The sequence below is a fragment of the uncultured Aquimarina sp. genome, assembly GCF_947492405.1.
GTDB lineage: Bacteria > Bacteroidota > Bacteroidia > Flavobacteriales > Flavobacteriaceae > Aquimarina.
On record NZ_CANLMP010000008.1, the window covers coordinates 117,727 to 140,296 of the forward strand.

Below are 22,570 nucleotides of genomic sequence, written 5' to 3' on the forward strand. Positions count from 1 at the left end.
TTAACTTATTGTTTATAAACTGAATCTAAAATATAGTTTTCTCGCTCACTATTAGGGTTTTCTATTCTTTGTACCAAAAAACTATAATAATCTCCGTAACCGCTTCTCATATCTTCGTCAAACTTGTCAAAGGTTTTAATTTCCCCACATAGTAATTTTTCATATGTAGATTGAGGTACATCGTCAATTATAGCATATCCACCAAACGCTTCTTCCTTTAATCTAGAAGTGTCTAAAAATGCTCTTAATTTACTTAATCCACCTAATTTCGCTTTAGTTAACATTGCTTGTGCTGTTTCATTAAGGTCTTCCATAAAACCTTTTACCACTTCTGTAGCAATTACATCAGCAACGAAAAACAAAGCGCTCAATGAACCTGATAATGCCCACGATAATTCACCCATTGTAAAGGTAGTAATTATACTTGCAGCAGATGAAGGTTTAGGAACTTCTAATTCTGTACTTCCTTCTTTCGGGAACATATTTAATAAAGTCTTGGTAACATTGACATAATCTAAAAACCTTAGAATTTCTCTCCCTTCTTTTAATCCTATAACCGTGCCTTTATGAATATCTCTTTTATTAAAGTAATCGGAAAATTTCTTTTTTATTTCACCTGATTTCGTCTGAACATCTACATATTTAAAACTATCTTTGATAACAAAACTACTAGCTTCTTCTATTTCGTACCCTATTTTGGTGCTCATATTTGTATCTAAATTTATAGTTTCTTTATATATCTTTTTCTTGATAGCATTGATGCCAGAAATCGCTGTTGTTTCTGTACTGATACGAACTTTATAACTCACAAAATCTGCTATTGCCAAAGCACCTGATTTACTCACATCATAGGTTTTTGATGCAATATCTTTTGTTCGTTTAAAACCAAAAATAATAAGCTTACCCCATTTGTCATAAAATTCAGGAACACTTGCACCTTCTACCGCTGGTTCAATAAAAAAGTCTCTTTCTGCATAAGTAACTCTTAGATAATTATCTTGTTCATAGGGTAGATTTTTTTCTAACTGTTTGTATTTCACTTTCCAGTATAACTCTATATTCTGATCTCGTGAACCTCCAAAATCATTATGATCATCACCAATTACAGCTTCCCATTTTTGATCAAGTAAAAGAGGAATCGTAGCAATCGTTTTACCGTTTACCTTCTCAACGATTCCTGTTTTATGAATTGGATCAATCGGAAACCTAGAAGTATCCATATTCAGATTATCAAAACCCAAAAAATCATCGTAATCAAACAGCTGTAACTGTATTTCACTACCAACATCTATATCCTTAACTTCTACGTGAAAATAAACAGTCTCCCCAAGCTCTACAGCTATTTTTTCTCTTTTGCTATTTTCATCAAGCATTTTGTAGTAGTAGGGCTGATCTCCTTTTTTGTCATACGTCCACCAGCCTTTAACAATTTTAGGAGTGACTTCTTTTTTATCCTCTTTTTCTATTAATTGCGTAGGATGTATTGGATAGGTAGTTCTCCAATGTTCCTCAAATTCAGTTCCTGTATTATGATCTTTTATAGCGGCAGCAGATATATGTAGCGCAATGGTTGCAGATGTAGTATTTGTGCTACTAAAATTTTCTTTATACTTTATACAATGGGCATCAATGAATTCTACTACTCTTGTCTTACCGCCAAGAATTCTTGGTATAAATTGAACTTTTAGTTGTTTAGCAAGATTGGGATTAATCATCCACTCCCAAATGTTAGTTTCTTTGCTCGCTTCTATGAGCATATATAATCCTGTAAACCTAGTCTTTGATACAGGTCTTCCTGTGTAGTCACTCGCTTGTTTAAATCCAAAATCCAATTCTAATACGTTGATTATTTGATCTTCAAAATGTAATTTAGCTTGTATGCTCATCCTTAATTTTAGGTTTTAGTATGATTGGTAAAAAGCATAAGTAGGTATTCAATGTTTTGGAGCGACGGATTGGGGGTCTAGAATTCACAAACTCAACAGGAATTCAATTTTCTATTCTTTACTTTTTCTTTGCTTCCAATAGTTTTTTAGGTTAATCTTTTTAATGGTGTGTTTAATTCTATCTAATGTCCCTTGGTTAATGAATATCTTATTGTTGTCTTTTTCAACTTTGACAATAGGGTCAATACTTTCTAGTGCTTGAGTAATAATCTCTTTAGCCGAATTTGTATTTGTTAACTCTTCAATCTTTTTTTGAACTATTAGTTTCTCTTCTGGGTTAAGTTTTTTGTATTCTGAATTGGAGTTAAGCATAACTAAGAGATCTTGTAAGTTTTTGAAATATTCTTGGGATGTATATCTGTATTGTGATTTTCTGATCATTATAAATATTCTGGCTTTATGAATGATACGTAATGCTTCTTCTTTTGTTTTGCCTTTATTGAAAAGCTTTAGAATCCATTTATAAATCAATTTCTCATAACATTTTTCTGGCGCGTCCTGACTTAGAACTGCATTCATAAATTCATCGGTTCTCATCTGTAATGATATCACGATATAGGACAGAAATTCATTTCGTTTTGAGTTTGTTTCTATAGTTTGACTTTTCATTATTATTTTGAGATTCTAATGTATTAGCGTTTGTATTATCGCTCTAATGCGGTCAAATATAAAGCAGGGAAATATCCAAATACAAGGAGTAGCAGTTACAATTCCGTGAAAACGAAGTGCGTTTTTGCTGTAGTATTAATAATAAATAGGGGTATATCCCTTAGAAAACTATTTCGAAGGATTATCGAAGTATTTAGAGTAACTTATTTAATGGTTGTTAGCCTTTAAACAAGTACTTCGAAGCCTTGGACTCATCCTTTTTTGCCAATTTATGACTCTTTTACCCCATTGGGATAGGGGTACTAACCATCAATGAACTACTTCGGACTATTAATTTAATACTTCCAAATACTTCATTAATTCTTCAGAGTACTTGGTTAAGGGATAAAATAGGTGTTATGAATACTAAGAATGGGTACTATTGAGTGTCAATAGGATTGGGTAAGGCTTAAAAGCATTAAAGTTAGGGTAGTTAACCATCTGATTAATGCTTAGAAGTACTTCTCTAATCATTAGAAGTGCTTGGAGATGGTATAGACCCTATGTAAACTAAAAAAAACCGCTCTAGGCGGTTTTTAATGTTCGATATTAATCAATAAGATTTAAGTAGTACTATCGTCTGAAGTATCGGTACTCGCTGACTTTTTGAATAACACCTTCATATCTTCATATACTGTTTTTGCACCGGGTTCATTTTCACCAGCCAAAAAACGAACCATCCTGTAAAACGTAAGGGAGTTTGTATAATTATCGTGGTCTAATAAGGTTTTGGTATCTAATAATTGCTGTGATAAACTTCCTAATAATTGAACTCTGTCCTCTACTTGTTTACGGGCTGAGTAATCTTTGTCAAACTCTTCTTTATCTAAAAAATTTGGAATCCAAGCAGGGTTTTGCTCCATATAGTTTTTTGCCTTGTCTACAATCAATTTATTTTGATTAGCAATACGACCATATTGCTGTCTTTGGTCAGGAGTTAAATTGATTGTTTTTCCTGTTAAGACTGTTTTGATTCCTGCAAGATGTCCGTCTAAGGTTGCTAATTCTTCTTCTGTAAAGCTAATGCTTATTAAATTTTCTAATGCCATTACTTCTTTTTTTAAATTTCGGCAAATCTATATGAAGTAGAAGTAGTTGCGCAAGAAGTAGTGGTTACAATTCCGTGAAAACGAACCTGCAAAATATAAAAAAATTCAATTTTATAATTCTTTAATATACTCTGATGGATACTTTCCTATTTTCTTAAAGAAAGCCCTAGAAAAAGCATTTGGAGTTTTAAATCCTATTTCTTCTGCAATGGCCTTAATCGAATATTTTGTATATGATGTATTCGTCTTTAATTTTTCGATTAGATAATCTATCCTTAAATCGTTTATGTATTGGGTAAAGGTTTTCTGTTTATATGTATTAATGATTTTTGATAGGTATTTGCTATTAGTATTTAAGTCCTTTGCTAATAAAGTCAAAGTTATATTTGGTTTTAAAAAGTCATTACCTTCTTCAAATTTATTCAACTTAACTACAATACTATTTATTATTTCAATAGAAATATCAAAAGATAAAGTTTCATCATTACTATTTAGTTTCGCATCATCTAAATTATCAATCTCATTTATTAAATGATCAAAGACATCGGAGCCTATAAAGTCAAATTTTTTTGATGTATTTATAATCCCTTTCGCTTCATTGGTATCCATTACATTTCTATTTTTTATTTAACTCCTTAGCTTGGTTTAATGTATCTGTAAGATATTTTTCTTTGTCAGATTTTTTGATGTATTTAGAAGAAATATCAATTGATATATACTTCATTAAACGCCTTATTTTGGATTTCATTTCATCAATTGAGACTTGCCTATTTTTAGCCCATTTTATAAATAAAAACGCACTGGTATTAATAAGAATAGAGCCAAGAAATAATAGTACGTAATAGTATTCATAAGGAATATCTGGTTTGGGATAGAGTGAGTATATAGTAAACCAACCAGCTACCAATCCGAAAAAGGAAAGTACAACAATGACTGTTTTTTGAAATAATGGATCTTTCCGATCTTTATAAGTAAATATCCATGCGGAGAAAAGGGTTAAGAAGAACAAACAAAAATAACCAGACCCTCCCAATAAAAAGCGTCTCCAGTTGCTCCAACCAAAGACACGATTTATAATGGTGGAATCATATTCTCTGAAGCAAGTTACCTTGCCATCTGTGATTTCTATTTCGTATGTATCGTCAAGGATATTTAACCCTTCATGTAGTTTCGTATTTGCAATAGAATATTCTCTATCAATTTTCTTTGATAGAAATGTGTGAATAAGAGGTGTAAATGCTATGGCGCAAAATAAAATGGCAATAAAAACATATTTACCTTTCTTCCAGTTCCTTTTTACTGGTTGTGTAAGTGAGTATGTGTTTCTAGTTTTCAAAATTCTATATTTCTTTTCAATTCTTTGTGGTTACAATTTTTAGTTAATATAATCAAAAATAAAAGAAATTAAAGCAACATATTTTTTAAAATCTACTGATTTAATTCTTAGTATTAAATAGCGCCTTTTGTGGATAAAAAAATCAAATAGACTTACATTTTTTTTACAAACTTTTACAAATTTTGATATGGCACAGCACGTAGTAACCCAACGATTATTACAAATCATGGACTTGATTATCAAAGAGGAAAAGGTGAAATCTATGAGTGCAATGGCTCGTAGTTTGGATTATTCTCCACAATCTTTGGATAAGGTTAAAAATGATGAACGAAACCTTCCACTTGAGGTTATCTATAAATTTTTTCATAAGTATGATATCAATCCAAGTTTGGTATTTAATGACGATTTATGGAAAAGGCATAGTGAAACAAGCGAAAAGCACAGATATTATGATCCAAAAACTTTCGGGGTGACAGAATTAGCTTTTTATGTTGATATCGAAGGAACTATGCAGGTAGCCATGGTAAGTAATGAGGACGCAAAAAATTATATGTACCATCACGAAAAAGAAGAATATATACAGAAATTATCATTTATGACTTTTTCTAATAGTGATCGTGATATCAGAAGTATAAGAGGTTTTCAGATCAATGGTGATGATATGGAGCCTAATTTTTTTCACGGGGATTGGGTCTTTGGAGTAAGAAGAAGAAAACTAACTCACTTTAATATTAATAGAATATACATTATAGTTCTAGAACATAAGATTATAGTTAGAAGAATAACAAAGTTTGACGAAGAGAATAAAGTCATAAGAGTTTCTATGGATAATTACGCATATCCTGATTATGATATCCCATTAGAGAATGTATTTGAGATTTGGGAATTTGAAAATGCACTAACAACTAGATTTCCGATGCCTAGGTAGTCAATATGCTTAACAAAGGATTTGATTATCAAGTATTTAAAGAGTAGTCAGTCGTAGTCACCGAAAAGTTCAGAATACCCCAGAAAAAAAAGATAAAAAAAATCCCTTGATATACTTGCAAAAATCCCGATGTGTTGTATATTTGCGGCGCTGAAAACGTCAAATAACAGTATAAATATATGGGTAAAGTAGCAGGTTCGAATCCTGCCACCCCGACAAAAAAATCCAATCACTTCTGTGGTTGGATTTTTTAGTTTTAGTAGTTTAAAAAACTTTGGATTACTTCATTTTAATTATTTAAGTATAACAGAAAACGATTTATATACCAATATCAATCTAAGGATGATTAAGAATCTCTTTTGGTTGAAAACAATTGGAGACATTTCCTAATAATCACTTTTGACCCAGAAAAAATGTTTGCTATTTCAAAATTCGTGTAGAAAAAAGAATATAAATGTTTACTTATTCATTTTTATAAAGACAAACCAATAGAATGAATATAATAAAAAGTAAAGTGCAAAATGAAGTCTTATAAAATGCTGCACTTTATTAAAGTTTATATAAAAAAAATAGATATGAATAAATTGAAACGTGTTACATTAATATTTTTAAATTTCATTATTACATTTTCTTGGGCGCAGGAGGAAATTAAATATAATAATCATGATTCCCAGATATGGTATGCATATAACGCTTCTGGAGAACTAGGAAGTTGTACTATACTTAAAGACAAAATTATATTTAAGTCTCCATTAGACTCTGATAATGAAAAAAGTGTTTCTACCGTTTTTATAGAAAAACGATTAGACGATGAACATATAATCGTACGTAATGATAATAAGAAACCACCATATGCAGTACTAAAAATTATAAAAGCAGATCAGTCCATATTAAAAATGGCACCAATTGTAAAAGGGATATCGGTAGATTCAGTAGAAAAAAGTTTTAAAGAAAATGAAATACCAAATTGGATAAGCTTAACGGAGAAAGATTGGTATACTAAAGAACAAATAGAACGATTAAAGAAGGCACCAGGTTTAAATGAATTGACCCGTGATGACCTTTTGTTATCAATGCAATGGCGAAAACCATTATCAGAAAAAATAAAACAATTCCTGCAGGACACTAAAGGTGAACGTCAATTTATGATATATAGATTTGTAAATGAATATCGCAATAAAAAATTAGTAGAACTTGGTTATAACCCATATAAATTTGTGGAATATAATTTAGAAAAACAGTTTGCAGGAGACGAAGAGGTTTTAAAATTATTGTTTGAAGAAATCAAGTTCTAAAAACGTTCAAAGATAACAATACATCATTATTCGTTAAGTACGACTTTTTCAAACCATAAATTTCTAATAGCGTTATTTTTTACATAGAATCCATTTATGTTTTGATTTTTATCTTTTGTAAATTCAATACTCCTTAAAAACCAACTGTCGCCAGAAAACAATATGGATGTAATAGGAGTGAAATTGATATCTCCGTTTTTTACATTGCTTAGCTTCAGTTTGTTATTGTCTGCGATAGCTTTATATGTGATAGCATACTCTTTGTTACTATAAATTCCATTAAACTGATTACTAAGTTCTTCTTTATTATACTTTTTTGGGGTGTACTTTTCAAATCGAATCGGTTCAGCTCCTAGATATTGAAATTCCATAACCTCAGTTTCATCTTCAGGAAATTCTATATAGATTTTATCATCAAATTGAACTTTCATTTGAAATTTATTTTTTGATAATGGTATTAGAGCATTCACGTTTCCATTGGTTCTTACATATCGTAAGGTGTCATTGATTACTTTGATCTCTCTACTCAATTCTCCTAATTGATCCCAATAATGTCCTTCAAACTGTTGAAGTTGTTTTTTAGATAAGGTTTTGGTGTTTATAGTATCAAAATTAGTGGTTTCGGGCTCTGTAAAATGTTTTGCAAGGATATTATGTGCAGATATTACACCCAAGTAGCCATTGTATCCATCGCCGTTATTGCTCAAAGCAATAGCTGTATAATTTTGAGTGGGAAATTTAAAAATAGAACTATCATGTCCACTACTACTACCAAGAATATAGGTGGAGAACAAACCTCTTTCTTTATGACCATACAACTGTCCTACAGTAAGCTCACCAGAACTTGTGCTATTGGTTCTTCCACTGTTTAATTTTATAATAACATCCATTTTTTGAATAACTTTTTGATCATTCCCAGTAGCGTTATTTAGATGTTGCTCCCATAAGATTAAATCATCGATGCTTGAATACATGTTATTAATTCCTAATATAGTATTTCCTGAGTTATTAAGAATAGTTCTGTCATCTTCTGATCGATAAGAATGTGCCACATTTTGATACATTGTGTTTAGATCAGCTTTGATAAATGTATTCGTCATTCCGATAGGTTTAAAAATATCTTCTTCCATATAATTTTTAAAGGATTTACCGCTTACATTTCCTATTAATTCTGCTAATAAGGCAAAATTAATATCAGCTTCTGAATAATCTATACCTGGTTTAAAGGCCAGTTCTTTTTGTAATGCTACTAATCGTAAAGCATCTTTTTGAGAAAAATTCTCTGTAAAATTCCATCCACAAATAGATTTAAGAACTTGATAATCATAGATTCCACTAGTACCATATAATAAGTTCTTTACTGTGATTACCTGATTTATATCTTGAAGTTCTTTTATATGTTTACGAATGTCATCATCTAAGGAGAGTTTACCTTCTATTTCTAATTTTAAAAGTGCGTACGCTGTATAATGAGCTGAACTTTGTCCTAAATTAAAACGAGTCTGTGATGTGATAGGTTTTTTGTTTTCAATATCGAAGAATCCATAATTTTTTTTAGAAATCACTTTTCCATCTTTAATGATCGCAAATGATACTCCAGGACTACCTGAACTTTTCCATGGATTAAATAAACTATCTATGGTTCTTTCCATATCCTGGGTAATGACGGATTGATGTTGTCCATAGGTTTTAAGAGTAAGTAGTAAGATTAGGATACAAGCTAATTTTAGTATTCTCATAGCAATTAGATATTTAAAGTATAGTTTGATTATGGATTGTTTCGATAATTTTTTTGGCTACAATGGATGCACTTGTTGGATCTTGTCCGGTTATGATTCTACCATCTTGTAAATAGTAATTATCCCACCCTTCTTTTGAGAATTTAAAGACCCCTCCATTTTGAGTAGCTTTTTCTTGAATCGAGAATGGAAATTCTCTATAATAGTTAGCATTCTTATCTTCAAACAGATCAGGAAATCCTGTTATATTCTTTTTAGAAATCAGAAATGTTCCATCTTCTTTCCTGAGGTTAACAATACCAGCAGTCCCATGGCAAATAGCGGATAGTATTCCATTGTTTTTTTCGTAAATATTTACAGAAATTTCTTGGATTTCTTTGGATTCGGGTACAGTGAACATTGCGCTTCCTCCGCCTGTGAAGTAGATAGCTGCATAATTTTTATAATTGATTTCGACAGGAGATTTGGTGTGTTGTAACAAATTCATGAAATCAGCATCATACAGATACTTTTTGGTGATTGCATCAGAGCTATAGATATAGCCAATAGCTATTTCACCTCCTTTTGGGCTTACAAAATCAACTAGAAACCCTTCTTTTATAAATTCTTCATAGGCAAAAATGATTTCGGGAAAATGATTTGTAGATTCAATATCAGAATCTCCATAAAAGTGAGCATTACTGGTAACAAATAATATTCGTTTTTTGTTTGATGACTGATGGGTAACCGCTACTTCTGTATTGTCTTTTTTAGTAGGTGGTGTTTGACAACCCACTAGGATTATGATAAGAATACATTGTACAATTTTTTTCATGATGAAAACTTTATACAATGATATATGATAAAGGTGTCAAAGGGATTTTGGATAATAAATCAGGAGTACTGAATTATTAATCCGGAATTTAAATACTATTCCTCACTAATAGATTTACTGTATTTTAAGGGTGTAGTACCCGTATGTTTTTTGAAGGCAGCATAAAAAGCAGATTTTGAATTGAACCCACAGTCGTAGCCTATAGCTTCAAAAGAATAATCAATCTTGTTACGAATCATTTTTTGAGCTGCTTCTATCCGTTTTCCATTTAAGTAGTCAGAGAAACTTATTTTCATATTATCATTAAGAAGCAGTGATAATTTAGTAGGCAGTATATTAAGTTTTTTTGCAATTTTAGATAAGGTAATATCCGGGTTTTTATAAAAATCATTTTCAGTTATTAACTGTTCTAGATGTATTATAAGTTGTTCAGCTTTATCATTATCAATTCTTTTTTCTCTATATCGCGGAGGGTTCAAAAAGATAAGTTCGTTCCGTTTTTTGGCAAACAATAACAACAAAACAAGTAAATAGAAAACAAACGAAAAGGATAATGCACCTACTATATAGGAAGTGTAATTTCCTGTGATAAATGCAAGACAAATTATGGCATTACCTACATAAACGCTTAAAAACCAAAACCTGAATGTTACACTCCCTTTTTTAACTTGTTTAATTTTTTCGTAGTTCTTCCAGATTATATATCCAGAAGCTACTACGTATATAGCCCATTGCGCATAAATGAAATAAATAAATATAGTAAACCATATTTTTTCATAATTACTTCTTGGAAAAACCAAAAATAAAATGAGCGCAATGATCACTAAAATGGCAAAATGTATTTTGAGTCTTCTGCTTATTGTATTAATAATTTCTAATGCAGTCTTAACATAAAAAAATAATAGTGGGCCAATAAACCAACAGGCAAATAACCCTATTTGAATATAAACATCTGCTAAATCATCATTAAAGTAAAAGAAAACAGACTTACCAATACGAACACTTAATGCAAGTAAAAGTAAACCAAGAAACGCATGACTCTTATGCGAAGGTTTTACATAGAAAAGGAAAAACAGCCCGACGATTATTCCGTTAAAGGCTCCAAGAGCACTAAAGAAGAATAATAGTTGAGATTGTATATCCATAAAACTTGTATTGATTTTAGGTTTCAAATATAAAAAAATGATGCGCAAATTTTTATATCAAGGAGTATTGTAAGGTATTTCTTCTGCTATGCAACCTACAATTTTTGTCAAAATATACGCTTAGAATTTAGTACTTATTCTAATCAACGGAGGATGTTTTTTGCATCCATATTGATTTTAGTTACTTTTGATTTTAAACTCAATTAAAGATGAAAAATATCCTTGCCTTTGCTGGTTCTAATAGCAGTACTTCGATTAATCATAAACTTGTAGAATATGTTGCTTCGGAAATAACTGATCATAAAATTAAAATTCTAAAACTGGTAAATTATCCTATACCGATGTATAGTGAGGATGAAGAAAAAAACAATGGATTTCCTGGGATGGTTTTAGGACTGAAACAAGAAATCTCTGAAGCGGATGCTTTGATTATTTCGGTTAATGAACATAATGGCAGTTGGGGAGCTTTTTTTAAAAATGTAATTGATTGGTTATCTCGATTGGACCGCAATTTTCTAGAAGGTAAGAAAATATTGTTAATGAGTACGTCTCCTGGTCAGCGAGGTGGTATAAGTTCTTTGGAATTTGCAAAAAACGTATTTCCACGATTTGGGGGAGAGATTATTGAGAGCTTTAGTTTTCCTTCGTTTCAGACAAATTTTTCGATAGAAAATAATGAGGTTACCGATGAAACACTTTTGTTGGGATTGAAAGAAGTTCTGAGTACTTTTGCCCATCAAATCAAATAACTTGTGCGAAGTACCAAAATATATACTTTAGATAATTCTTCAGAATTTAGATTCAAATTATTACAGTGGGCACAACAATTTAATGAGATTATATGGTTAGATTCTAATACATATTCTCAACAATATTCTAGTTATGATGCGATTTTGGCTGTAGACGCTCTTACTTCAATTAAAACAGATTATTATTCCTCTTTTGATAAACTAAAAGAATATCAAGAGCAGACAGCAGATTGGATTTTTGGGTATTTATCCTATGACCTTAAAAATGATACTGAAAAATTGGTTTCTAAGAATATGGATAATTTGGGTTTTCCGGATTTGTATTTTTTTCAACCTAAGAAAATATTTCTATTTAAAGATAATAAGATAGAAGTTCAGTATTTAAGAATGGTAGATGATGAGATGGATGATGATTTTGAGTTGATTAAGACGTTTCCTTCTGTAATTAACGTTTCTAATGAAGATGCTCCTTGTGGTAAGGTTAAAATAAGTTTACGAATTACAAAGGATGTATATAAAAATAAAATTCAGCAGATGTTAGCCCATATTCACCGAGGAGATATTTATGAGGCAAACTTTTGTCAGGAGTTTTTTGCAGAAAATAGCTGTATAGCACCTTTGGAGACCTATCATCATCTCAATCAGATTTCGAAACCGCCGTTTGCTGCCTTTTTTAGAATGGACCAACAATATTTATTATCTGCTTCTCCGGAAAGATACCTAAGAAAAGAAGGAAGTAAAATTATCTCTCAACCTATAAAAGGAACTGCAAAGCGTTCGGGTATTCCTGAAGATGATAAAAAATTAATTTCAACCTTAGAACAAGACCCAAAAGAACGGTCAGAAAATGTAATGATCGTTGATCTGGTAAGGAATGATCTTTCTAAAACTGCGTTAAAAGGTACGGTCATGGTAGAAGAGTTATGCAAAGTATATACGTTTAAGCAGGTACATCAGATGATATCAACAGTAGTTTCTGAGATTGATTCAGAAACTTCTCCAGTAGATGTTATTAGAACTACTTTTCCGATGGGAAGTATGACCGGCGCTCCTAAGATTTCTGCTATGCAAATTATAGAAGATTTAGAGGAATCTAAAAGAGGTTTATATAGTGGAGCTGTAGGGTATTTTACACCAGAAGGTGATTTTGATTTTAACGTTGTGATTCGAAGTATTTTATACAATGAGGATACCCAATATGTTTCTTATACCGTTGGAGGAGCAATTACAGCAAAATCTGATCCTGATAAGGAATATGAAGAATGTTTGATAAAGGCCAAAGCGATGAGAGAAGTGCTAGAAGGATTATAGTTTATACGTTATTTACAGCTACTAAATTAGATTCTTTCTAAAACTCTTTCTAACATCAATAATAGTTGCCTTTACCTCTTGAGGAGTGATATCTTTGATCCTTGCTATTTCTTCAAAGTTTAACTTCCCAAAAACGAAGAGATCAATAATTTTAGAAGTTTCCAGTGGCAACCAACTATAAAACTTACCTAATAGCTTTTGTTTTTTGTTTTCCGAAGATTCTTCGGATTCAATGACCTTAAGAATAGCGGAATCAGTATCATCATAAATGAATAATTGTTTTTTTTCAGAGTTTTGATGATAGGATATATCATTTAATTCTTCATTCATAATCAATTCATTATCCGCTTCAGAAGTATAGTTTTCTTCTAATTTGTCAAGCTCTTCAGTTAAAAAATAATTGGTACTGATACATCGTTGATGCCAACCTTCGTTAATATATAATTCATCAATTAGATGATCTGCAATTCTAAAAAGTTTTAATTCCAGAGAAAGCTTGTCCATATCTATATCCAAATGATCTTCATTGTATAATTGCACAATAGCATCGTCAATTATACCATTAGAACAATACATATTTCGGGGTAAAATACCTGTGCTTTCTGCAATATATATTCTATGTTTGACATAGGGGTGTAAATGAGGAACTACAGATAGTAGTTTTTTGCTGAACTCTTTTTTATGATCATCTTCATGGTGTTTTGGCTTTTCATCTATCATATTCATAATATCAAAATTTTAAGAGTTCCTTAAAAATAACAAAAAGGATCGAGTTATTATGTTAAAAACCTGAAAATCAAAACATAAAGAGTGCTAATGGAAAAGCTGATCTACTTTTACAAAATCGTATATTTGAAACCTGTAAAGACAAATATTTAAAAGTATTGATACGTAAATTTAAAGCTCATATTGAGGATCATTTATCTTTTCTTAAAGAGAAGAAATTACTTATTGCCTGTAGCGGAGGATTGGACAGTATTGTGTTAACTTATATGTGTCATGTACTTAGTTTAGATTTTGGTATTGCTCATTGTAATTTTAAATTACGAGGAAAAGAAAGCGAAGGAGATGAAGAATTCGTTTCAGAAGTAGCTAAGAAGATGACAGTATCTTTTTTTGTAACAACCTTTGAAACGGAGCAATATGCTAAAAATCATAAACTGTCTATTCAGATGGCGGCTAGAGAACTAAGGTACGATTGGTTTCGGGAGCTAATTTTAGAATATCAGTTTGATTATGTTCTGACTGCCCATCATAAGGATGATAATTTAGAGACATTTTTGATAAACCTTTCTAGAGGTACAGGAATTGATGGACTTACAGGTATTCCGGAAATAAATGATATTTATGTAAGGCCCTTATTACCATTTTCTAGAAGTCAAATTTTAGAGTTTGCTGAAAAGAATGCTATTAATTGGAGAGAAGATAGTAGTAATAGCAGTACAAAATACATTAGAAACAAACTGAGACACGATGTGATTCCCGAACTTTTAGGAATAAATCCACAGTTTTTACAAAATTTCGAAACCACTTTAGATCATCTAAAACAAACCAGCGCATTTGTCAAAAACCAAGTTGATAGTGTTAGAAAAGACGTGTTCGAATATTCTGAACTTGATACCATAAAAATACCTATTTATAAATTACAGCAATACGATGAACCAAAAACGTATTTATACTTTCTATTAAAAGAATATGGATTCACTGCTTGGGATGATATCGTACAGATGCTAACAGCACAATCCGGCAAACAAGTTTTTTCTACCACTCATAGGTTAGTAAAAAATAGAGGGTATTTATTGCTATGCCCAATAATTGAAGAGGTCTCTGATCGTGTTTATAAAATTCCGGAAGAGGAAAATATGATCATTATTCCTTCGGGAATGATAAAGCTAAAAGAAGTTTCGGAATTATCAAATACGGATCTGAAGACAATTTATGTAGATAAAGAAAAGTTAAAGTATCCATTAATTGTAAGAAAATGGAAAGAAGGCGACTATTTTTATCCTTTAGGGATGAAAGGCAAAAAGAAGTTGAGTAAATACTTTAAGGATGAAAAACTATCTTTGCTGGCCAAAGAAAGGGTCTGGTTGTTATGTTCTGAAGATGATATTATATGGATTATAAATTACAGAGCGGATAACAGATATAAAATAAACCCCAAAACGAAACAATTACTAAAAGTAACGATAACCTAATGAGGAAAATTCTATTACTACTAACAACATTGTTGTTTTCTACTACTTTATTTTCACAAATATTTGAACCTATAAAATGGAAAAGTAGTGTTAAGGAGGAATCAGAAAATGTGTACACACTATATTTTGAGGCAACCTTAGAAAAAGGATGGCACATATACTCACAACATGAAGTAGAAACAGATGAAATAGCGCCAACGGCCACAGAGTTTACCTTTTCTAACGAAGACAAAGCGTATGAGCTAATAGGAGAAACATCAGAGCCAGAAGGTATTCAGAAGTTTGACAAAGTTTTCGAAATGGATATTAAGTATTTTGAAGACAATGTTGTATTTACTCAAAAAATAAAGCGTTTGGATCCTTCTTTGGAAACTGTTAAAGCTGAGGTGTTTTTTGGAGTATGTGATGATGAAAAATGCTTAGCTCCTGATATCGTGGAGTTTACTTTAAATCTATCTGGAGAAAATCTAAATGAAGCCGCAGCTGCAGGAATTACTCCAGAAGATATCGATAAGTCAAAAGCTTTAAACGCCGAAATTAAAGGGTGGGATAAATTTCCAAAAGAAGATGTAAAAAGCCAAAGCTATCTAAAAATATTTGTATTAGGTTTCTTAGGTGGTTTAATAGCATTGTTAACTCCTTGCGTATTCCCAATGATTCCACTTACGGTGTCTTTTTTTACAAAAGGTGCTAAGGATCGTAAAAAAGGGATGATGAATGCCATACTCTATGGTCTGTTTATTTTTACAATTTATGTATTACTAAGTCTTCCGTTTCATCTTTTAGACTCTCTAGATCCCGAAATACTTAATAATATATCGACTAATGTAACATTGAATATTATCTTTTTTGTTGTATTCATTGTATTTGCAATATCCTTTTTCGGGTATTTTGAGATTACCTTACCCGCTTCCTGGAGTAATAAAATGGATAGTAAGGCAACAAGTGTAGGAGGGATTTTAGGAGTTTTCTTTATGGCATTAACCTTAGCACTAGTTTCATTTTCTTGTACAGGTCCGATTTTAGGTTCTTTACTTGGAGGTTCATTAAGTAGTGATGGTGGAGCGATGCAATTAAGTTTCGGTATGGGAGGATTTGGTTTAGCATTAGCTTTACCTTTCGGACTTTTTGCATTATTTCCTAATTGGTTGAATAATCTTCCTAAGAGTGGAGGATGGCTTAATGCAGTAAAAGTGGTTTTAGGGTTTATAGAACTAGCCCTAGCATTTAAATTCTTATCCAATGCAGATTTGGTAGAACATTGGGGAATTCTGAAGCGTGAAATATTTATTGGAATATGGATTGTTATAGGAATAGGATTAATGTTGTACCTCTTTGGGAAAATTCGTTTTCCACATGATAGTCCGATTAAAAAATTAAGTAAAGTAAGAGTTAGTATTGGAGTTTTAACGCTTGCTTTTGTACTCTATTTAATTCCAGGTCTTACCAATACAGCATATGCAAATCTAAAATTATTGAGTGGTTTTCCTCCTCCATTATTTTATAGTATATATGAAAAGGATACACATGGTCCTTTAGGATTAAATGCGTATACAGATTTTGTAAAAGGAGTTAAAGCAGCTAAGAAAGAAGGTAAACCAATAATGATCGATTTTACCGGTTGGGCTTGTGTGAATTGTCGAAAGATGGAAGAACAAGTTTGGAGTAATCCCGAGATTACTAAAATTCTTAAAAACGATTATATATTGATCTCACTTTATGTAGATGATCGAGAAAAACTTAATAAAGAAGATCAGTTTAAATTCCTGAAGTCTTCTGGTACTATAAAATCAATTAAAACTGTTGGTGACAAATGGGCTACTTTTCAAACATTAAATTTTGAAAATAACTCCCAACCATATTACGTACTAGTTGATTCTAAAATGAACCTATTAAATAAAACTACTGCGTATACTCCTAATGAAAATGAATATCTAAAATGGTTAAAAAAGGGGTTAAAGAATTTTACTAAAAAGTAAATAGCTTATAGTAGTATAGATTTTTATTATGACATTGTTGTAAGGATACGTTGAATTATCGACTTTATTCCTAATTAAAAAGTAACTAACATGTCCATGGAAAAAATCGACTTATCCCAATGTTTCCCGTTTATCGAAAATGAGCTGAAAGATGAAATGATGTCTTTTGGAGATTTTAAGAATATAGCAAAAGGCGAATATGTTGTAAGACAAGGAAGTTACTTAAGTTTTTTACCGATCATTTTAGATGGTTTGATAAAAATGTATGCAGAAGAAGATGAAGTAGAATTTCTTCTATATTATATACATCCCAATCATTGCTGCATTCTCAGTTTTAATCATTTGTTTAATCAGAAAGCGGTGCGCTTCTCAGCAAAAGCAGAAGAAGATACAACAGTATTGTGTTTACCCATTAATAAAGTAAAAGAATGGTTTGTAAAGTATCCTTCATTTACCCAAATTATTTTAAAAGATTTTCAGCGTAATTACGAAGATTTATTAAATACAACGAAACAAGTAGTATGTTATAAAATAGAAGAAAGGCTTATAAATTATCTGGATGAAAAAGCAAAGCTTCAAAATTGTAATATGATCCAGATGTCTCATAAAGAAATAGCATCGGATTTAGGTACATCTAGAGAAGTTGTCTCCAGAATAACGAAAAAATTACAAGCCTCTAATGTATTAGTTCAGCATAAACGACATATAGAATTGACAAGAGGAATTTATTGTCAGAACTAACACGTTTTTAAAAAAAATAGCAGCAGAAAAACATCGCACATGTGCGATGTTTTTCTGCTGCTATTTTTTTTTGAATAAAACATTTTAATTTATTGATTTTCAGATATTTAAATAACATTTTTTTAACGTTTTAGAGTGACTTTTATCACCGTTTTTCACCTTTATGAGCTTATATATTTGCTTCATATTGATGAACAAAAAAAATGTATAAATCATGAAAAACAATTTTATTTATTTAATTATTGGACTGTTTACTTTTATCTCATGTAGTGAAGATGATGATATAGTAATACCGCCAGATGGAGGAACTGATGAAGTAATTAATCAGGTAGTTTTTAACGAAGTTAGATATCAAGGAACAGACTTGATAGAAATCTTTAACAAAGGAAATCAGGAAGCTGATTTAAGTGATTACTGGTTATGTTTAGGACCAGGAACTTATGAAAGAATAGGTGATCTAACACCAGAGAGTGGCAGTGTTGTGACTCCCGCAGGAGGATATTTGGTATTATCATATGATTTACCGGATAATTCAGGAGGTTTAGGATTATATTCTTCTAATGCTTTTACGGATGCCGATGCCATGGTCGATTTTGTTCAATATGGAGCAGGAGGAAGCGCAAGAGAAAATATCGCCGTTGCTGCTGGTATATGGACCGCTGGAGAGTTCGTACCTACAATAACTAGCACTGATAATAGTATTGTATTTGATGGAGACGGAAATGGAGCAGCAAATTGGGCCGAAACAACAACGGTGACTTTCGGGGCAGAAAACGTATTGACGATGCCAGATAACAGTGTACGTTCTATAGTTATTAATGAAGTGAATTATGGAGAGGATAAATTAATTGAATTATGGAACAATGGAACAGTTGCAGTAGATATTTCAACATACTGGTTATGTTTGGGACCTGGACAATATGTTCAGATGCAAAACGCTACCATCACTAGCGGAGATGCTAATTTAGATCCAGGTGAATTTTTAGTTGTAAATTGGGATGAACTAACCAATAGCGAAGGGTTGGGATTATATGCGAACAACTCGTTTACAAGTGCTGATGCAATTATGGACTTTGTACAATGGGGATCTGCAGGAAGTGCCAGAGAGAATGTAGCAGTGACTGCAGGAATTTGGACCGCTGGAGATTTTGTACCAGAAGTAAGATTGCCTAGCTACAGTATAGCGTATGATGGAGAAGGAGATGCAGCAACTGATTGGAATGAGACCATTAACCCAACTTTCGGATTAGGAAATGCAACACCTATCGAAACAACTACTTTTTCGGTGACAATTAGCAATACAATTAATTACTTAAATGTACATACATTTACTACTCCAGTTGGAGCAGCCACTCCTGGACCATTAACAACAAATGGCGCTCAATATGAAGTGTCTTTTAAAGCCGTTCAAGGTACGAAGTTTACTCCAGTTACGATGATGGGGAATAGTAATGACTGGTTCTTAGCGCCTACAGATCTTGATGGAATAGATTTATTCCCTAATGGTCAAGCGCTTAATGGTGTAGATATTGCTAGTCAACTTTCATTATATGACCTAGGAACAGAAGCGGATAATGATCCAGCTACTTTTCCACCGGCAGGAGCTAATGTCGGTCCTGCAGATGCGAATCCATTAGTTCGTTTAGTAGACGGCAGAGGTACTGGAGATATTTATATGACCGCAATATTAGATTATGCTAATGGGGATGGAAATTCTGCGGGAACATTTACCTTAACCATTACAGCAATTAATGCTCCTAATGCGGGTATGGCACCAAGTTCAACCAATGGGTTTGTAATCACTCCAGGGATTGTTGTATTACACGCACAAGGAGAGCCATTATTTACTATTGGAGAAGAAGATAGAGGTGTTGGTTTAGAAGGTATTGCAGAAGATGGTATGCCAGGAGTTTTATACGACTGGTTTACTGAAACAGGATCTCAAGGAACTCCGTTACGTTTATCATCATCATTAACACCTTTTTCGCCAGCTTTTATTTATGCTTTTAATACGGATAGAGATCCATGGTTTACCCAAGGAGAAGAAACTAAAGCAGCAAATGGTTTAGAAGAAATTGCCGAGGATGGTGATAGATCAATAGCCTATAATTACCTAAAAGATTTTGGAATTCCTGTATCACTAAGTAATGAATCAGGTCCGATTATGCCTGGTGGATCCCAAACTTTTACTATCGAAGTGCCAAGAGGTCAAGATTATAAGTTCGGTTTCGGAACTATGTTTGTAAAGTCAAATGATTGGGTAGTAAGCTATAATAATGCAGGATTACCATTATTCGGAGAAGATGGAACTACTCCATACTCAGGTACAGATCTAAGTACTAAAACCTATCTGTATGATGCAGGTACAGAAGAAGACCAACCTGTAGGATTCGGAATGGATCAAGTAATGAACCAATCAGGACCAAATACTGGAAGTGCAGATGGGAATACTGTTATCAGAAGAGTATCCGATTTAGAAGACGTGCAATTTGGAAAAGGAATAATCAGTAGTCCTCCTGGTGTAACCTGGTCTGGAGATTCTAGAGGAGGATACAATATCATAGAGATTAATATTTTGCCGCAATAAGTAACTGAGAACTTAATAGATTTGGGTATATAAGTTCTTAGCATCAATGGACCTTCAGTTTACGCTGAAGGTTCATTTGTTTTTAGTAAGATACCTGGGGAAGATTGTTAAAATCTCCTTAAAAGGAAGCGTGTCAGCATTCCATTTTTTTATCTTCAGCATTCAACTAAACTCAAACAAATGCGATCAATTAGAATACTAGTATTATCTCTTTTTAGCTTTATGATTTTTGTTACTTCCTGTGCTAAAAAAGAAGAAACCCCTATAAAAGCGGAGGTTCAAAAAACAGATGAAGGAACCGAAGAAAAGAATGCTTATGAAGTAAAAGATTATTATTCTAAACAGGAAGTAGATATTGTAATGAGAGATGGAACTAAACTCCATACCACAATTTATTCTCCTAAGGATACCAGTAAAGAGTATCCCATCTTAATGCAAAGAACTCCTTATAGTTCTCGCCCTTATGGAGAAGGCGAATTTCGATCTAAAATTGGCCCTAATGAATTTTTGATGAAAGAAGGTAATATTATAGTATATCAAGATGTACGAGGAAGATGGATGAGTGAAGGAGTATATGATAATATGCGAGCATATATTCCTAATAAAAAAGACAAACAGTTTGATGAGGCAAGTGATACCTATGATACCATCGAATGGCTAGTAAACAATGTAGAAAATACTAATGGAAAAGTAGGGATTTGGGGTATTTCGTACCCAGGTTTTTATGCTACCTATTCTTTGTTAGATTCGCATCCTGCATTAAAAGCAGTTTCTCCGCAAGCCTGTATTGGAGATTTCTTTTTTGATGATTTTCATCACAATGGAGCATATTTATTGAGTTATTGGAGAGCCACAGCAGTATTTGGGTATGAAAAAACAGAACCAGTAAAAGAAAGTTGGTATACGTTTCCAGAATTAAAAACTAAAGATCAATATCAATTTTTCTTAGATGCTGGTCCGCTGAGTACGTTAGATCAATATTATAAAGAAGATAATGTTTTCTGGACGCAATTAAAAGAACATCCTAATTATGATGACTTTTGGCAAAAAAGAGGAATCATACAGCACCTTAAAGATATTAAACCAGCTGTGATGGTAGTAGGAGGGTTGTTTGATGCAGAGGACTTGTATGGACCTTTCGAAACGTATGAGAAAATAGAAAACAATAGTGAGAATTATAATATCATGGTCTTTGGACCTTGGAGTCATGGAGATTGGGCAAGAAATAAAAAACGTCAGGCTATTGGGAACGTATATTTTGGAGATGATATTTCTCTAAATTTCCAAAAGAATATAGAATCAAAATTCTTTAATCATTTTCTAAAAGGAAATGGAGAAAAGAATACAGGACTTTCAGAAATTCAGATTTTTGACACAGGAAAAAAGGAATGGAATACCTATGATAGTTGGCCACCAAAAAATACAGAAAAGAGAACAATGTATTTGTCAGGGGATGATTTAACAGAAAGTGCAGGGAAAGGGTTTTCAGAATTTATTAGTGATCCTAAAAAACCTGTTCCTTATTCAGAAGATATAAAAATGGTATTTACACCAAGAAAGTACATGACTGATGATCAGCGTTTTGCTGCAAGACGTCCGGATGTATTAGTGTATGAAACTCCTGTGCTTACAGAAGATATGACACTTTCTGGCGAAGTTTTGGCAAAATTAAAAGTTGCTACTACTGGAACAGCTGCTGATTGGATAGTAAAAATAGTGGATGTATACCCTCCTGATGCAGAAGATACAGAAGAAACTCAAGCATATCTAAAAATGTCTAATTATCATATGATGGTTCGGAGTGAAGTGCTAAGAGGGAGATTTAGAAACAGTTTCAGCAAGCCAGAACCATTTGTGCCAAATCAGAAAACAGAAGTAACTATTAAACTTCAGGATGTACACCATACTTTTATGAAAGGACATAAACTGCAAATTCAGGTACAGAGTACTTGGTTTCCATATATAGATTTAAATCCGCAAACATTTGTTCCAAATATTTTTAAAGCAAAAGCATCTGATTTTACAAAGCAGACCCATAAAGTATTTGATGATTCATCAATAGAAATTTCCGTTTTGAAATAAACTAAACTTACGAACCTTAATAC

General features: G+C 32.2%; 18 protein-coding genes. 9 read left to right on the plus strand and 9 right to left on the minus strand.

Annotated elements, in window-relative coordinates:
* Positions 1-5 precede the first annotated feature (5 nt).
* From tssD to Q0829_RS23825, 5 genes are all read right to left on the minus strand, one after another.
* Positions 6-1,886, minus strand: coding sequence for a type VI secretion system tube protein TssD (gene tssD, locus Q0829_RS23805; protein ID WP_298547679.1), 1,881 nt, complete (start codon positions 1,884-1,886; stop codon positions 6-8).
* A gap of 111 nt (positions 1,887-1,997) precedes the next feature.
* Positions 1,998-2,555: a hypothetical protein gene (locus Q0829_RS23810; RefSeq protein ID WP_298547680.1), complete on the minus strand. Its 558-nt coding sequence runs from the start codon at positions 2,553-2,555 to the stop codon at positions 1,998-2,000.
* Positions 2,556-3,157: 602 nt separating this feature from the next.
* Positions 3,158-3,643 carry a hypothetical protein gene (locus Q0829_RS23815; RefSeq protein WP_298547681.1) on the minus strand — a complete coding sequence of 162 codons (486 nt, stop codon included), beginning with the start codon at positions 3,641-3,643 and terminating at the stop codon, positions 3,158-3,160.
* 111 nt (positions 3,644-3,754) lie between these two features.
* Entirely contained in the window at positions 3,755-4,252 is a 498-nt protein-coding gene (locus Q0829_RS23820; RefSeq protein ID WP_298547683.1) for a helix-turn-helix domain-containing protein, read from the minus strand.
* Between the two features lie 7 nt (positions 4,253-4,259).
* The gene (locus Q0829_RS23825; protein WP_298547685.1) at positions 4,260-4,979 is read right to left on the minus strand and encodes a hypothetical protein; all 720 of its coding nucleotides are present in this window, start codon (positions 4,977-4,979) and stop codon (positions 4,260-4,262) included.
* 187 nt (positions 4,980-5,166) lie between these two features.
* On the opposite strand from Q0829_RS23825, the gene Q0829_RS23830 reads away from it, so the two are divergent.
* Positions 5,167-5,907 (plus strand): S24 family peptidase, encoded by a 741-nt coding sequence (locus Q0829_RS23830; RefSeq protein ID WP_298547686.1) that lies wholly within the window; start codon positions 5,167-5,169, stop codon positions 5,905-5,907.
* A gap of 575 nt (positions 5,908-6,482) precedes the next feature.
* Entirely contained in the window at positions 6,483-7,202 is a 720-nt protein-coding gene (locus Q0829_RS23835; RefSeq protein ID WP_298547688.1) for a hypothetical protein, read from the plus strand.
* 26 nt (positions 7,203-7,228) lie between these two features.
* On the opposite strand, the gene Q0829_RS23840 is transcribed toward Q0829_RS23835, so the two are convergent.
* The 3 genes from Q0829_RS23840 to Q0829_RS23850 all read right to left on the minus strand — a co-directional run bounded on the left by Q0829_RS23840 (position 7,229) and on the right by Q0829_RS23850 (position 10,900).
* Positions 7,229-8,941, minus strand: coding sequence for a serine hydrolase domain-containing protein (locus Q0829_RS23840; protein WP_298547691.1), 1,713 nt, complete (start codon positions 8,939-8,941; stop codon positions 7,229-7,231).
* Between the two features lie 13 nt (positions 8,942-8,954).
* Positions 8,955-9,755, minus strand: coding sequence for a type 1 glutamine amidotransferase domain-containing protein (locus Q0829_RS23845; RefSeq protein ID WP_298547692.1), 801 nt, complete (start codon positions 9,753-9,755; stop codon positions 8,955-8,957).
* Between the two features lie 95 nt (positions 9,756-9,850).
* On the minus strand, positions 9,851-10,900 hold the full coding sequence (locus Q0829_RS23850) for a helix-turn-helix transcriptional regulator (RefSeq protein WP_298547694.1): 1,050 nt from the start codon (positions 10,898-10,900) through the stop codon (positions 9,851-9,853).
* A 209-nt stretch (positions 10,901-11,109) separates the two neighbouring features.
* On the opposite strand from Q0829_RS23850, the gene Q0829_RS23855 reads away from it, so the two are divergent.
* The gene (locus tag Q0829_RS23855; protein WP_298547695.1) at positions 11,110-11,649 is read left to right on the plus strand and encodes an NAD(P)H-dependent oxidoreductase; all 540 of its coding nucleotides are present in this window, start codon (positions 11,110-11,112) and stop codon (positions 11,647-11,649) included.
* Positions 11,650-11,652: 3 nt separating this feature from the next.
* Positions 11,653-12,960 carry an aminodeoxychorismate synthase component I gene (pabB, locus tag Q0829_RS23860; RefSeq protein ID WP_298547696.1) on the plus strand — a complete coding sequence of 436 codons (1,308 nt, stop codon included), beginning with the start codon at positions 11,653-11,655 and terminating at the stop codon, positions 12,958-12,960.
* A 21-nt stretch (positions 12,961-12,981) separates the two neighbouring features.
* Here pabB and Q0829_RS23865 read toward each other — a convergent pair whose 3' ends face one another.
* Positions 12,982-13,686 (minus strand): hypothetical protein, encoded by a 705-nt coding sequence (locus Q0829_RS23865; protein ID WP_298547698.1) that lies wholly within the window; start codon positions 13,684-13,686, stop codon positions 12,982-12,984.
* A 158-nt stretch (positions 13,687-13,844) separates the two neighbouring features.
* Here Q0829_RS23865 and tilS point away from each other — a divergent pair, with 158 nt between their 5' ends.
* From tilS to Q0829_RS23890, 5 genes are all read left to right on the plus strand, one after another.
* Positions 13,845-15,158: a tRNA lysidine(34) synthetase TilS gene (gene tilS, locus Q0829_RS23870; protein WP_298547699.1), complete on the plus strand. Its 1,314-nt coding sequence runs from the start codon at positions 13,845-13,847 to the stop codon at positions 15,156-15,158.
* Positions 15,158-17,137 carry a thioredoxin family protein gene (locus Q0829_RS23875; protein ID WP_298547701.1) on the plus strand — a complete coding sequence of 660 codons (1,980 nt, stop codon included), beginning with the start codon at positions 15,158-15,160 and terminating at the stop codon, positions 17,135-17,137. The genes tilS and Q0829_RS23875 overlap by 1 nt, the downstream gene beginning before the upstream one ends.
* Before the next feature lie 90 nt (positions 17,138-17,227).
* Complete coding sequence (locus tag Q0829_RS23880; RefSeq protein WP_298547703.1) at positions 17,228-17,878, plus strand: Crp/Fnr family transcriptional regulator; 651 nt, start codon at positions 17,228-17,230, stop codon at positions 17,876-17,878.
* 214 nt (positions 17,879-18,092) lie between these two features.
* Positions 18,093-20,465: a spondin domain-containing protein gene (locus Q0829_RS23885; protein WP_298547705.1), complete on the plus strand. Its 2,373-nt coding sequence runs from the start codon at positions 18,093-18,095 to the stop codon at positions 20,463-20,465.
* Between the two features lie 180 nt (positions 20,466-20,645).
* Positions 20,646-22,547 (plus strand): CocE/NonD family hydrolase, encoded by a 1,902-nt coding sequence (locus tag Q0829_RS23890; protein ID WP_298547707.1) that lies wholly within the window; start codon positions 20,646-20,648, stop codon positions 22,545-22,547.
* Positions 22,548-22,570 lie beyond the last annotated feature (23 nt).

Excerpts from the sequence above, each read along its gene's own strand:
- tssD (WP_298547679.1), bottom strand. The coding sequence starts at position 1,886 with ATGAGCATACAAGCTAAATTACATTTTGAAGATCAAATAATCAACGTA.
- Q0829_RS23810 (WP_298547680.1), bottom strand. The coding sequence starts at position 2,555 with ATGAAAAGTCAAACTATAGAAACAAACTCAAAACGAAATGAATTTCTG.
- Q0829_RS23815 (WP_298547681.1), bottom strand. The coding sequence starts at position 3,643 with ATGGCATTAGAAAATTTAATAAGCATTAGCTTTACAGAAGAAGAATTA.
- Q0829_RS23820 (WP_298547683.1), bottom strand. The coding sequence starts at position 4,252 with ATGGATACCAATGAAGCGAAAGGGATTATAAATACATCAAAAAAATTT.
- Q0829_RS23830 (WP_298547686.1), top strand. The coding sequence starts at position 5,167 with ATGGCACAGCACGTAGTAACCCAACGATTATTACAAATCATGGACTTG.
- Q0829_RS23835 (WP_298547688.1), top strand. The coding sequence starts at position 6,483 with ATGAATAAATTGAAACGTGTTACATTAATATTTTTAAATTTCATTATT.
- Q0829_RS23840 (WP_298547691.1), bottom strand. The coding sequence starts at position 8,941 with ATGAGAATACTAAAATTAGCTTGTATCCTAATCTTACTACTTACTCTT.
- Q0829_RS23845 (WP_298547692.1), bottom strand. The coding sequence starts at position 9,755 with ATGAAAAAAATTGTACAATGTATTCTTATCATAATCCTAGTGGGTTGT.
- Q0829_RS23850 (WP_298547694.1), bottom strand. The coding sequence starts at position 10,900 with ATGGATATACAATCTCAACTATTATTCTTCTTTAGTGCTCTTGGAGCC.
- Q0829_RS23855 (WP_298547695.1), top strand. The coding sequence starts at position 11,110 with ATGAAAAATATCCTTGCCTTTGCTGGTTCTAATAGCAGTACTTCGATT.
- Q0829_RS23865 (WP_298547698.1), bottom strand. The coding sequence starts at position 13,686 with ATGAATATGATAGATGAAAAGCCAAAACACCATGAAGATGATCATAAA.
- Q0829_RS23875 (WP_298547701.1), top strand. The coding sequence starts at position 15,158 with ATGAGGAAAATTCTATTACTACTAACAACATTGTTGTTTTCTACTACT.
- Q0829_RS23880 (WP_298547703.1), top strand. The coding sequence starts at position 17,228 with ATGTCCATGGAAAAAATCGACTTATCCCAATGTTTCCCGTTTATCGAA.
- Q0829_RS23885 (WP_298547705.1), top strand. The coding sequence starts at position 18,093 with ATGAAAAACAATTTTATTTATTTAATTATTGGACTGTTTACTTTTATC.
- Q0829_RS23890 (WP_298547707.1), top strand. The coding sequence starts at position 20,646 with ATGCGATCAATTAGAATACTAGTATTATCTCTTTTTAGCTTTATGATT.